General features: G+C 64.4%; 12 protein-coding genes and 1 tRNA gene. 5 read left to right on the top strand and 8 right to left on the bottom strand.

What is annotated here, in order from left to right; translation table 11 throughout:
* The first annotated feature begins 17 nt into the window (after nt 1-17).
* Nucleotides 18-1949 carry a Stk1 family PASTA domain-containing Ser/Thr kinase gene (gene pknB, locus AC5RWT_RS09890; RefSeq protein WP_494080079.1) on the top strand — a complete coding sequence of 644 codons (1932 nt, stop codon included), beginning with the start codon at nt 18-20 and terminating at the stop codon, nt 1947-1949.
* Between the two features lie 48 nt (nt 1950-1997).
* Here pknB and AC5RWT_RS09885 read toward each other — a convergent pair whose 3' ends face one another.
* The gene (locus tag AC5RWT_RS09885) at nt 1998-2642 is read right to left on the bottom strand and encodes an aminodeoxychorismate/anthranilate synthase component II (RefSeq protein WP_494043320.1); all 645 of its coding nucleotides are present in this window, start codon (nt 2640-2642) and stop codon (nt 1998-2000) included.
* A gap of 265 nt (nt 2643-2907) precedes the next feature.
* Here AC5RWT_RS09885 and AC5RWT_RS09880 point away from each other — a divergent pair, with 265 nt between their 5' ends.
* A complete protein-coding gene (locus AC5RWT_RS09880) occupies nt 2908-3159 on the top strand; it encodes a cell division protein CrgA (protein WP_494043319.1) in 252 nt (83 codons plus the stop codon).
* A 3-nt stretch (nt 3160-3162) separates the two neighbouring features.
* Nucleotides 3163-4158: a magnesium and cobalt transport protein CorA gene (locus AC5RWT_RS09875; RefSeq protein ID WP_494043318.1), complete on the top strand. Its 996-nt coding sequence runs from the start codon at nt 3163-3165 to the stop codon at nt 4156-4158.
* Nucleotides 4159-4256: 98 nt separating this feature from the next.
* Here AC5RWT_RS09875 and AC5RWT_RS09870 read toward each other — a convergent pair whose 3' ends face one another.
* The 3 genes from AC5RWT_RS09870 to AC5RWT_RS09860 all read right to left on the bottom strand — a co-directional run bounded on the left by AC5RWT_RS09870 (nt 4257) and on the right by AC5RWT_RS09860 (nt 7499).
* Entirely contained in the window at nt 4257-5432 is a 1176-nt protein-coding gene (locus AC5RWT_RS09870; RefSeq protein ID WP_494080078.1) for an NAD(P)-dependent malic enzyme, read from the bottom strand.
* 603 nt (nt 5433-6035) lie between these two features.
* Nucleotides 6036-6893, bottom strand: a complete 858-nt coding sequence (locus AC5RWT_RS09865) for a rhomboid family intramembrane serine protease (protein WP_494043316.1) — start codon at nt 6891-6893, stop codon at nt 6036-6038.
* A gap of 63 nt (nt 6894-6956) precedes the next feature.
* Nucleotides 6957-7499: a peptidylprolyl isomerase gene (locus AC5RWT_RS09860; protein ID WP_127513194.1), complete on the bottom strand. Its 543-nt coding sequence runs from the start codon at nt 7497-7499 to the stop codon at nt 6957-6959.
* Between the two features lie 152 nt (nt 7500-7651).
* Between AC5RWT_RS09860 and AC5RWT_RS09855 the strand changes: the two genes are divergently transcribed.
* Both AC5RWT_RS09855 and AC5RWT_RS09850 read left to right on the top strand, forming a co-directional pair.
* A complete protein-coding gene (locus AC5RWT_RS09855; protein ID WP_494080077.1) occupies nt 7652-8626 on the top strand; it encodes a hypothetical protein in 975 nt (324 codons plus the stop codon).
* Between the two features lie 126 nt (nt 8627-8752).
* Complete coding sequence (locus AC5RWT_RS09850) at nt 8753-9592, top strand: glycosyltransferase family 2 protein (protein WP_494043314.1); 840 nt, start codon at nt 8753-8755, stop codon at nt 9590-9592.
* Nucleotides 9593-9596: 4 nt separating this feature from the next.
* Here the strand turns inward: AC5RWT_RS09850 and AC5RWT_RS09845 are convergent, their stop codons facing one another.
* The 4 genes from AC5RWT_RS09845 to AC5RWT_RS09830 form a co-directional block, all read right to left on the bottom strand.
* Nucleotides 9597-10502, bottom strand: coding sequence for a DMT family transporter (locus tag AC5RWT_RS09845; protein ID WP_494080076.1), 906 nt, complete (start codon nt 10500-10502; stop codon nt 9597-9599).
* 106 nt (nt 10503-10608) lie between these two features.
* A tRNA-Ala gene (locus AC5RWT_RS09840) sits at nt 10609-10724 on the bottom strand.
* A gap of 101 nt (nt 10725-10825) precedes the next feature.
* Complete coding sequence (locus tag AC5RWT_RS09835) at nt 10826-10996, bottom strand: hypothetical protein (protein ID WP_494080075.1); 171 nt, start codon at nt 10994-10996, stop codon at nt 10826-10828.
* A gap of 104 nt (nt 10997-11100) precedes the next feature.
* Entirely contained in the window at nt 11101-12177 is a 1077-nt protein-coding gene (locus tag AC5RWT_RS09830) for a glycoside hydrolase family 53 protein (protein WP_494080074.1), read from the bottom strand.
* Nucleotides 12178-12448: the final 271 nt, after the last annotated feature.

The raw sequence follows: 12448 nt of genomic DNA, 5'->3' as shown, positions 1-12448 counted from the left end.
TGGAAGGAAGACAACCAGTGGACTCGCCGCGCATACTGGCTGGCCGCTACGAGGTTGGTGAACTCATCGGGCGCGGCGGCATGGCCGATGTCCTGTTGGGCCGCGACATCCGCTTGGGCCGCTCCGTGGCGATCAAGCAGCTGCGCGCCGATCTTGCCCGCGACCCGATGTTGCAGTCCCGCTTCCGGCGAGAAGCCCAAGCAGTGGCTGGGCTCAACCACCCAGCGATCGTTGCCGTCTACGACACCGGCGACATGGACCTGCCCGGGGGAGCGGCCCACGACGTCAAAGTCCCGTTCATCGTGATGGAGTACGTTCGAGGCAGGACGCTGCGTGAGTTCATCAAGGGCCATGAGCTGGGCATCGACGAATCGGTCGGCTACATGCTGGGCATTCTGGCCGCGCTCGAATACAGCCACCGCTCCGGCATTGTGCACCGGGACATCAAACCGGCCAATGTGATGGTCACGCCGGACGGAAGCGTCAAGGTGATGGACTTCGGCATCGCACGGGCGCTGGCCGATTCGGCAGCGACAATGACGCAGACCCAGGCAGTTCTGGGAACTGCCCAGTACTTGTCGCCGGAGCAGGCCAGAGGCGAAACCGTTGACGCCCGCAGCGACCTGTACTCGGCAGGCTGCCTGCTCTATGAAATGCTGGCCGGCCGGCCCCCGTTTATCGGCGACAGCCCGGTCTCGGTGGCCTACCAGCACGTCCGTGAGCTTCCCGAACCGGCCAGCCGCTTCAATCCGGAGGTGACGCCGGCGCTTGATTCCGTGCTGGAGCATGCGCTGCAGAAGGACAAAGCCGACCGGTTCCAGACCGCCGCGGCTTTTGCCGAAGCGCTGCGTGCGGCCTTGAACGGTGTACTCCACCCGCCGGCTGGTCCGGCAACGGAAGCGTTTCCCGCTCAGGCCCCAGCAACGGAACTGATCACGCAGCAGGCACAGGCGGTGTCTGAGCAGACGTCGGCTCTGTCCCCCGCGGATTACGCAGCCGAGGACGACGACGTCCCCCACACGGCCTCCTACGACCGTGAGCAGATGCCCGCTGCCCTGGCCGTGGGCAACGAAAACGACATCGAACCCGAACGCCGGGCAAAGCGCCGAGCCTGGACTGTGACGCTGCTGATCGCACTCCTGCTGGTGCTGGTGGGCGGAGGCTACTACCTGTACAACGTGCTCGTGCAGAATGCTGCCCCTGAAACTGTTGCCGTTCCTGCCGTGGCAGGTCTGGACCAGAATGAGGCCACCAATGCCCTCTGGGAGGCTGGTCTGAGGCCGCGCGTGGAACAGGAGTTCAGCAACGACGTCGAGGAAGACATGGTGACCCGCACCGACCCCGGAGTCGGCGAACAGGTGGAACCGGGCAGCCAAGTGTCGGTCTACATCTCCCAGGGCCGTGAATTCGCCACGGTCCCGGACAATCTGGCCGGCCGCACGGAAGCAGAAGTCCGAGACAAGCTTCGGCAACTGGGCCTGACGCCAGGGGACAGCGAACCCGCGAACAGTGCCACCCTCCCGCGTGGCAACGTGGTCACCACAAAGCCCGCTCCCGGCAAGAAGGTGAAGACCGGTTCCACCGTGGACCTGATCGTTTCGAACGGATTGGTCAGCGTTCCCAATATGGTGGACGAAACCGTCGAGGACGCCGGAGCCATGCTCGATGACGCCGCTGTCGGTCTGCCCTACCGGGTGGAAGAAGTCGAGAACGAAGTCGTCAAGGCCGGCACCGTCGTCGGACAGAGCGTCAAAGCCGGAACCAACGTCGAACAAGGCACCGAGATCATCCTGACGGTCGCGGTTGCACCTGCGTCGCCCGAGCCGGAAACCGACGAGGGATCGGATGGGGGCAACAACCGCGGGAATAACGGTGACGGCAACAGCGGTGACGGCAACAACCGGGACGGCGACAACTCAGACAATGGGAACGGCCGCGGCAACGACTGACAAAGCACGGCGCGGTAGCCCGGAGCTCCGCGCGCCGCGCCGGGTTTCTCAGTGGGAAATCAGCGGGCTGAGCGTGGCTGCACGTTCAGCGGTTCCCTCCGCGCCGAGCGATTCCAGCCAGTTGCCCAGCATCAAGTAGCCACCCTCGGTCAACACCGATTCAGGATGGAACTGCACCCCCCACAGAGGTGCGCTCCGATGGGCCAAGCCCATGACCACCCCGCTGTCGGTCTCCGCGGTGATCTCGAGCTGGGCGGGGATGGTACTGCGCACTGCTGCCAAGGAATGGTAGCGGGTGGCCGTGAACGGGTTCGGCACACCCTCGAAGACGTTCTGGTTGCGGTGGGTGACGTCGGACGTCTTGCCGTGCATCAGTTCGGGAGCATGGGTCACGGTGGCGCCGTAGGCTTCAGCCAGCGCCTGGTGCCCCAAGCACACGCCGAACATCGGCTTTGCCTCCCGGCCGCACCAGCGGATCAGCTCAATACAGATGCCGGCTTCCGCGGGCGTTCCGGGGCCGGGGGAGACCAAGACGCCGTCGCGGGCCCCGGCCAGTTCCACCGCCTCATCCAGCGTGACGTCGTCGTTGCGCACCACTGTCGTTTCCGCACCCAACTGCTGCAGGTAGGCGACCAGGGTATAGACAAAACTGTCGTAATTGTCGATGACGAGGATGCGTGGAGACTTGCTCATGTGACGATCGTGCCAATCGTGGAGTTACGGCGGATGGTAGACGGGTGGAGCCAGCAGCCGGCCCCGATCCGGGAAACGGGAGCCCTGCGCTAACCAGCAGCACTCCACTATGATCGGCCCGCGGCAGCGGTCCCGGCAAATGCGCGGCGGCGAACGTCACATAGATTGGCTAGACTAAACAGCTAGACGGCCCGACGGCGGCGGACTCGCGAGGACACTGCAGCCGGTCCGGTCCACCAACCGCCCCTGATGTCCCGGAGGATCTGTGCCCGACTCGAAGCGCCGCAAGAGGACCGAACGGCGTCCCGAAGAATTGACCGCCAAGGGCAACCAGCCCAATGCTGTCTGGTTTAAGCCGGTCATGTTCGGCCTCATGATCGTAGGCCTGCTGTGGATCATCGTTTTCTACATCACGCAGGGAGCTTGGCCGCTGCCGGCCGCAGGGTCTTGGAACATCATGATTGGTTTCGGCATCGCCATCGCCGGATTCCTGATGACGACCCGGTGGCGATCGTAGGCGGTGGTGCTGGTAGATAACGGCATCTACGTCAACGGCGTACGTGCCGCCACCCCGGAAAGCCTGGAGCAGACGTTCAATGAGCTGCGCCGGCACGGGGGCATGGCGTGGATCGGCCTCTACCGGCCAAGCGAGCCCGAGCTGGCCACCGTGGCGGCCGAGTTCGATCTGCATTACCTGGCGGTGGAAGACGCCCTGCGCGGCCATCAGCGCGCCAAACTGGAACGATACGGCAGCACCTTGTTCGCCGTGCTCCGGCCCGCCCGCTACATCGACGAGACGGAGAAGGTGGAGTTCGGCGAACTGCACACCTTCATGGGGGAGAATTTCCTGATCACCGTCCGGCATGCCGAATCGCCGGATCTGTCGCGCGTACGGCATCGGATGGAAGCCTCGCCTGATCTGCTGGCGGCTGGCCCGCAGGCTGCGCTCTACGCGATCGTGGACCAGGTCGTGGATGAGTACGAACCGGTGGTGCTCGGCCTGGAGATTGACGTCGACGAAATCGAGGACCAACTCTTCGGCGGCGACCCCAACGTTTCGCGACGGATTTACGAGCTGCTGCGTGAAGTCATCGAGTTCCAGCGTGCCATCCAGCCGCTGGAGGGCATCATCTCCATCCTGCACCGCGGCCCGGAGGACCACGCGCTGGACCTGGAGGTGGCCCGAGGCCTGCGCGACGTCCAAGACCACGTCATCCGGCTGAACGAGCGCGTCAATGCTTTCCGGGCCGTCCTGCAAAATGCCTTGAGCCTCAGTTCAACGCTGCAGGCCCAGAAACTCACCGAAACCAGCGTCGCTCAAAACGAGCAGGTCAAGCGGATCTCTTCCTGGGCAGCAATACTCTTCGCTCCGACCCTGGTGGCCGCGATCTACGGAATGAACTTCAAGGTGATGCCCGAACTCCAATGGACCTTGGGCTACCCCTTTGCACTGGTCCTCATGGTCCTGACTGCCTTCGGGCTGTATTGGTTCTTTAGACGTAACAAGTGGCTCTGAACGGGCGGTGCCCGGATAGAGAGGCGCGGAGCCCGCTCCCGGATGCGGGAACGGGCTCCTGGCCGGCTAAGGCCGCGGCGAACCACAGCGCGTAACAGTCAGCCTTCGTCGACGGCGGACATCACGGCGGCAGTGACGGCCGGGGCGACCCGCGAATCCAGCGGGCTGGGAATGATGTAGTCGGCGGCAAGGTCATCCCCGACGATGCCGGCAATTGCGTCGGCCGCTGCTACCTTCATGGCCGACGTGATCCGGCGCGCACCGGCATCCAGAGCGCCGCGGAAGATGCCCGGGAAGGCCAGCACGTTGTTGATCTGGTTGGGGAAGTCGCTGCGGCCGGTGGCCACGACCTTCGCGAACTTGGCCGCCGTCTCCGGGTGCACTTCCGGGTCCGGGTTGGACAGCGCGAAGATGATGGCGTCGTCGGACATCTTCTCCAGCGTCTCTTCTGGGATCGTGCCGCTGGAGACGCCGATGAAAACGTCGGCGCCATCGAGTGCCTGCGCGCTGCCGCCGGTGGTGCCGCGCGGATTGGTGCGGGCCGCGTAGGCAGCCTTGATTTCGGTCAGGTCGCCGCGGCCGCTGTGGATGATGCCGCGTGAATCCAGCAGCGTGACATCCGCAATACCGGCGGCCAGCAGGATCTCGGCGACGGCGATGCCGGCAGCGCCCGCTCCGGAGATGACCACCTTGAGCGAGGACAGCTCGCGATTGACCACCTTGGCGGCATTGGTCAGTGCGGCGAGAGCGACGACGGCGGTGCCGTGCTGGTCGTCATGCATGACCGGCATGTCCAGTGCTTCGATCAACCGCGCTTCCAGTTCGAAGCAGCGCGGCGCGGAGATGTCCTCAAGGTTCACGGCACCGAAGCTCGACCGCAGCCGCACCAAGGTCTCAATGATCTCGTCGACGTCAGTGGTCTCCAGGACCAGGGGAATCGAGTCCAGCCCGGCGAACTGCTTGAAAAGTGCTGCCTTGCCCTCCATCACCGGGAGCGATGCGGCCGCGCCGATGTTGCCCAAGCCCAGGACCGCCGTACCGTCGGAGACCACCGCCACCAGGCGCGAGGCCCACGTGTACTTCTGTGCCAGTTCGGGGTCCGTGTTGATCGCCCGGCTGACCTGGGCTACTCCCGGGGTGTAGGCGATGGAAAGGTCGCGCTTGCTCTCCAGCGGGGCAGTGAGGCCTATCCGCAGCTTGCCACCCTCGTGGGCGCTGAAGATTTCCTCGCTGGTGAGATCGATTCGTGCGGAGTTGCCGGTTTCGCTAGTCACGTGTGTTTCCTTCTGTTGATCCTTCCCATCACGGAAGGGCGCATGGGTGGCCCGGCCGGGCACAGGTTGACAGGAGCAGGTCCTGAAGGAGACCCGGCTGGCCGTGCAAAACGCGTGGGGCGCGGCACCTTCGACTCGACTGTAAACTGGGTTCGGGACGGCCGCGCAGTCCTTGGCTGGTCGAGCTAGGGACCGGATTTTCAAGGTTACCCGACGTCCGCGCCGCTGGGCCCGCTTGTGTCATTTACCGTCCGATTGTGTCGCCTTCCCTAAGGCAATGCTTGCAAACCTGCAGGTGCTGCAGTCTAGTTGTCCACGTTTTCACAGTTGTAGACCGAAGTTATCCACAGGCGTGTATAACTTTGGGGATTATTTTTCCGTTGGGCCGCTGATCGCCGGAATGACGTTATCCACACCTGTGGAACTACATGTGTGTAAGTTATCCTCACTGTGGACAACCCCTGTGGATAAAGCCGTTTATCCATAATTCGGGACGGAAATTCTCCACACTCTCACCCACAGGATGGGGACAAAGAGAAGGCGGACAGACACTGCTTCCGAAATGGACGCGGTGCCTGCCCGCCTGGGGCGGACCGGGATGCCTTAGGCGAACGCCTTCAACGCAGTCACTGCTACCAGGAGCAGGAAAATGGCTGTGAGTCCCGTGAATTGCACGATGTTGCGGTTCTTACCCTTGGGCGCATAGGCCAGCACCACGGCGGACAGCGCGCCGACCAGCAGACCGCCCAAGTGCGCCTGCCAGGCTATGCCGGCGACGACAAACCCCAGCACGGCGTTGATGCCGATCAGCACCAACAGCGACCTCACTTCACCGCCACGCTGCCGCTGCACGATGAACAAGGCGCCGAAGAGTCCAAAGATCGCTCCGGAGGCGCCGACCACGGGGACATTGGGCGCCGAGAGCAGGAGCACGCCGACGGATCCACCGAAGCCGGACAGCAGGTAGAGCGCAAGGAACCTCAGGCGCCCCAGCAACGGTTCGAGGTGCCGGCCCAGGATCCACAGTGCGTAGAGGTTGAAGGCGATGTGCAGCAGGAAGTTCGGCGAATGCAGGAAGGCCGAGGTGATCATTCGCCACGGTTCCGCTGGCAGGAAGGGATTCGGCAGGGTGTACAGCGGCGCGTACAGGAACTGTTCGGTGAAGCCCGGGATGACCCACTGCAGCAGATACGCTACGGCGCAGATGCCGATCAAGGTCAGCGTCACCACCGGCCGGCCCATCGTCGCGGCCCCGCCGTAGACGGTACGGACCGCCGGCGTGCTCCGGGAAGTTTCCCTGACGCAATCGACGCACTGGATGCCTACCGAGGCCGTGCGCTGGCATTCCGGGCAGGCCGGACGTCCGCAGCGTTGGCAGCGCACATAGGAAACGCGGTCCGGATGCCGCGGGCAGACGGGGACATCGGTCTGCGGCGGTTCGGCCGGCATTCCGTAGGACATGGAGGCGCTCCTGCTGGGACATGGTCCCCGCCCGGGGTTCCCGGGCGGGGACGGTAGGCAAACTTAGAGCTGCTCTACGGTGATGTTCTTGATGACCACATCTTCCAGCGGCTTGTCACGCATGTCAGTGGCCACCGCATTGAGGGAATCGACGACGGCGCGCGAGGCTTCGTCGGTGACGTCACCGAAGATCGTGTGCTTGCCCTGGAGCCAGGTGGTGGGGACGGTGGTGATGAAGAACTGCGACCCGTTGGTGCCGCGGCCGCCCTGGATGCCTGCGTTGGCCATGGCCAGCTTGTAGGGCTCGTTGAAATCCAGGTCCGGGTTGATTTCGTCGTCGAACTGGTATCCCGGGCCGCCGATGCCCTGGCCCAGCGGGTCTCCGCCCTGGAGCATGAAGTCCTTGATGATGCGGTGGAAGATGACGCCGTCGTAGAGGGGAGCGTTGGTCTCTTCACCGGTTTGCGGGTGCTTCCAGGTGATCTCGCCGGTGGCCAGTCCCACGAAGTTCTTCACGGTCTTCGGGGCGTGGTTGCCGAACAGGTTCACCACGATGTCGCCGTGGTTGGTGTGGATAGTGGCTTTAGCTGTAGCAATAGCAGTCATGGCACCATTCTTCCACGCCGTTTTGAGCCCAGGCCCGCCAGTGGCCGGTTCCGCGGTGAGTGAAAATCCTGCGTATTCCTTTGCCGGCATAGCCGTGTCCAAACACAGGAAGTAGGCTGAGGAGCGACCGTCACCATTTCCGGGAGGTAGTTGTGAAGAAAACCGATCGAGTAACCCGCGAAGCAGAAGGCAACGTTTTGGTCGCCGTAGAAACAGCGAAGGACTGGGCCTCTCCCAAAGTGGAAGCCGCTTTAAACTGGGCCGTCCCGCGGATCGAAAAAGGTATTGGAACGGCAGCCAAGGATCTCTCCCACGGCCTCGCCACTGTCACGCCGCGAATCCAGGGCGGGCTGGAGGGCTTGGCGCCCAAGATTGCCCAAGCCATGGATGAGGCGGCACCGCGGATCCAAGTCACCCTTGACCGTGCGACCCCCGCCATCACGCATGCCCGTGACAAGGTGGTCGGCGAGTACATACCGACCGTCTCCGCCCGGCTCGGCGCCACCGCGGACCAGGTCGCCAGGACCTTGGACAAGACGGCCGTGCCTGTCTCCGTCCAGGCCGCCGCGATCAAGGCAGGCGGATCCAAACGGGCACTGAAGAAGGCTCAGAAGGCGGCCGCCGAGAGCGCCAAATTGGCCGCCAAGAAGCTGAACAAGGCCCAGAAATCGGCTGCCGGGAGCGCCAAGCTGGCCGCCGCCAAGGAGCTGCAGAAGCAGCAGAAGACCCGCGGCGGCAAGGGGTGGCTGATTGTCGGCATTCTCGCCGCAGCAGCCGTGGCAGCGGTGGCCGCCTGGCGCGCTGCCCGTCCGGTCGAAGATCCTTGGAAGACACCGGTCCAGCCCACCACTCCGGCGGCCGCCCCGGTAGCGGGACCAACCGCCACCCAGGCAGCACCGACCGCAGCAACCGCCGAGACTACTGCGGGAACCACTCCTGCTGCGGCCTCGGCCAAGCACGTGGACACCGCGGGTACCGATGCTGCAGCCGGCACGGCTGCCCCGTCTGGCACGGCAGCCGCCGGCGGCAAGAGCGCGGCCAATGGCGCCTCCCGCTCGGCGCGATCGGCCGGACAGAAGGCGGCCGAAGCTGCCGACAAGGCGGAAGAGAAGGACGTCAAGGAGTAAATCCTAGCGAACCCGAGCATGCGAATGGGAGCTCCCGGATGGGGGCTCCCATTCGCCGCTTCTGGCCCAATGGGGCACGGTCCGTGCCTCCCCGCCTGCGGAGAACGGGACTGATAGATTCATGCCGTGAAGAGTGCCGCACCAGGGGTTTCGATCATCATTCCGGCCTTCAATGAAGAGTCCGTCATCCGCCAGTGCATCTACGCTGCCCTGTGCCAGTCCGTGGCTCCGTCGGAGATCATCGTGGTGGACAACAAATCCACCGATGGCACGGCAGACCTGGTCCGCAGCATGCAGCACGAGTACCCGGACGTGCCGCTCATCCTGCTCCATCAGGATGCCGAACAGGGCCTGATTCCCACCCGGAACTTTGGCTTCACCCATGCCACCGGGGAAATCCTGGGCAGGATCGACGCGGACTCGGTGCTGGAACCCGACTGGGTCGAGCAGGTACAGCGGGCCTTCGCCGATCCGGAGGTCATGGCGTGCACCGGTCCGGTGCTGTACTACGACATGCCGCTGCGCCGCTTTGGGCTGCAGGCCGACGACCGCATGCGCCGCTTTGTCCTGAAGCTGGCCAAGAAGCAGTACCACTTCCTCTTCGGATCCAATATGGCCATCCGGCGCGGAGCCTGGGACATCATCAGCCACGAGGTGTGCCTCGATGAAGAGGACCAGCTGCACGAGGACATCGATATTTCCGTGCATCTGGCCGACCACGCACTGAGGATCCAGTACGTGCCGGAAATGATCAGCGGCATGTCGGCCCGGCGGTTGGAAGATTCGCCCAAGGACTACCGGTACTACGTCACGCGCTTCGAGCGGACGTACAGCGCCCACAAGATTCACCGCCGTGTGTTTCGGGTACCGATGCTGATCTTCATGACCGTGTACTATCCGGCAAAGCTGCTGCGCCGGGTCCACCAAGCCCGGACCCAGCTGCGCGTTCCCCGAGGCGGGCTGTAGCCGGCTATTCCGGCGCCGGGCCGGTGGCTTCCGCGGCCGGCGCCGGTGCAACCAGCTTTGGTCGATTCTGCGAGAGCACGACGGCGGCCAGCCCGGCCAAGATCAGGCCGAGCCCGATGTACGTGCCCCAGGGCAGGCTCTCACCGAGGAATATGGCCGCCAGTAGCGCTGCCCCGGGGATTTCCAGCAGTATGAACATGGAAACCACCAGCGGGCTCAGAACGGCCAGCAGGTGATTGAAGACCGAGTGGCCCAGCAGCTGGGCAACGACGGTTACGCCGAGGATCCCGATCCAAGCCTCAGCGGGAAACCCCACCAGCGGCTGGCCGAAGGCCAGCGCCATCACCAGCAGGATCACTGCGCACAGCCCGTAGCAGATGGTGGTGTACGGTCCGGTCGAAAGCCGGCGCCGGACCCTGCCTCCGGCCATCGTGTAGATTCCCGCCATCGCCCCGCCGACCAGGGCGAGCAGGTCGCCCAGGAGCGCCTCATTGGAGAGCTGCAGGTCGAATCCGGAAATCACCAGCACGCCGACGAAGGCGAGACCGACGCCGCACAGGATCAGCCGCGAGGCCTTGATTCCGCGAAGCCTGTTGAACAGGACGATCCACACCGACTGCAGGCAGACGAGAGCGGTAGCCGCCGCCACGGAGGTCAACTGCAGCGCCGTGATGAAACAGGCAAAGTGGAGCGCCAACGCAACCGCCGCCAGCGCGCTGTAGCCAAGGTCCGACGTCGTTAGTTGCCGGAACTCCCGGCGGCGGCCGACGGCCGACGGGACGCCCATTACCACGGCACCGAGCATGTTCCGCCAGAAGGCGATGGCGAGGGCCGGCGCAGCAGTGGCCGCCATGATGGGACCCGAGGCGGAAATGCCGATCACGGCCAGCGTGGCCAGGAAAATGATCACCCCTCCAGCGTAGGGGCGAAGCGGGGCGATCACGCGCCATGCGCTAGCGAATGGACGGCAAATGCAACGAGGCCCCGATCCGCAGATCGGGGCCTCGTTCATCCGGTGGAGGCAAGGGGACTCGAACCCCTAACCCCCTGCTTGCAAAGCAGGGCGGCAAGAGGCGTTTGTGCTTTGTTCAAGGCCTCTGCCAGCTTGAACATGTTGCTGGCGTTCAGCTCCCGAGTCGCACTGCTCAGCAGCCGGGCAATGTCGATCTGCACGTCGACCAGTGCCAGCGTGGCGTGGCCAGTCATCGGGCGGAGCGCTGATGCATGCGGCCTTTATGTAGGCGTCGATGATCGGCTGCAGGCGCTGCCCGAAGCCCGCTTAAACTGCTTCCAAGCGGTCCTCGGCGCCAAGCGGTCCTCGACGTCGTCGCCGAAGTAGGCCACGCCGTCGTCGGCCGCGTCCAGGTGGCCGTGCAGGCTCAGCTGCAGGATCCAGAAGATCACGGTGGCCAGATGGGCCTGATCCGCGTCGATGACTAATGTGCCGTCGTCGACCCCCGGTTCCTGGGGAGGCCTCCGAACACAAGGGAACTCCGCGTTCCGGCCGTTCAGTGGCCGGTGCTGCCGGGGGAGGGCGCCAAGCCTTCCGCGCGCGCCGGGTTGAGCGCGTCGAGCGCCGGCAGGGCTTTGCCGTCCCAGTCGAAGAGGGTCAAATTGCTGTGGTTGTTGCCGGAGCCGGTCCCTGCCGGCACGCCGGGCAGCCAGCCGGGTTCCCAGACGAAAAAGCCCGCGCCATGTCCGGACGGCACATCGGCCAGCACCCTCCTGAGGCCCTGAAAGAACCGGGCCTGTCCTTCGGGCGTAGGGGGGTAGAGTTGTCGCTCCGGCAACTGTGCTGCGCTGCTGACCACGCTGGGTACAGAGTCACCGCTTTCCAGGGTCCAGGGATAGGCCGTCTCCACAATGACGATGTCCTTGTCGTACCTGGCGGCCAGGAAGTTGAGGTTCCGCCCGAGGTTGGCCAGCGGGCCGCTCCAAAAGGGGTAGTAGGTGAGGCCGATCATGTCGAACGGCATCTCGTTCCGCCGGACCTGATCCAGGAATTTTGCCGTGGTGTTCGCGTCGCCGCCTGAATGGGCGTGGATCAGGATCAAGGGGGGATGACCCGGATTGCCTTCCCTGGCACCGGCCGCTGCCGCTTTGAACACGGTGGCGAAGCCGTCCCACCACTCACCCCATTCGAACACGATCTGTCCCCAGGGCCAGAGCATGCCGTACGTGACCTCATTGCCCACCTGCACTATCGCCGGCGGCGTGCCTTGCCGGGCGAAGGCCGCGACCACGTCACGGGTGTAGGTCCTGACTGTCTCGGCGAGTTCGTCCAGATCCAGTCCGGTCCATGCGGCAGGAATGGGCTGGTTGCGCACGTCCGCCCACGTATCCGCATAGTGGAGGTCCAGGAGGAGGTCCAGCCCGGCGGACTTTGCCCGCCGTGCCAGCGCAAGGGCGGAATCCAGATCGCTGGTCCCGGGGCGGGGATTGACCCACAGCCGCAGCCGGGCGTAGTTGACCCCGTGGCTACCGAGGGCTTCCTCAATGGGAAGAGTCCGCCCGTTGTCGCTGACGTGGTTATCGATGGCCTCTTCCTGAAGAGTGAAGGAAATGTCGGCCCCGACAATGGGCACATACGCCGGTCTGTTGCTGGCAGGGCTGCCTGGTGACACAGTGATCCCTCCGAGCAGGGCGGCGGCTCCCACCACGATCAAGGGCAGTTGCCTCCTGGCTATCGGCCTCTCGCCGGGTGCCCACTTCGGGCCGTGCCGCGACTCATTACTGGAAGTCTCCGCCGTCATCTTTAGTAAGCCCCCGCACAGTCTTTACTTTGGAGCAGAATACACTCGTTGGGTTTCCCAGCGTCGTCCATCACAAGGTTTCCGATTTCGCCGAGCCGCCCGT

This window comes from Arthrobacter sp. Dra40 (assembly GCF_059091905.1).
Note: the sequence above shows the minus strand (reverse complement) of the source record. Positions and strands in the feature narration are given on the sequence as shown.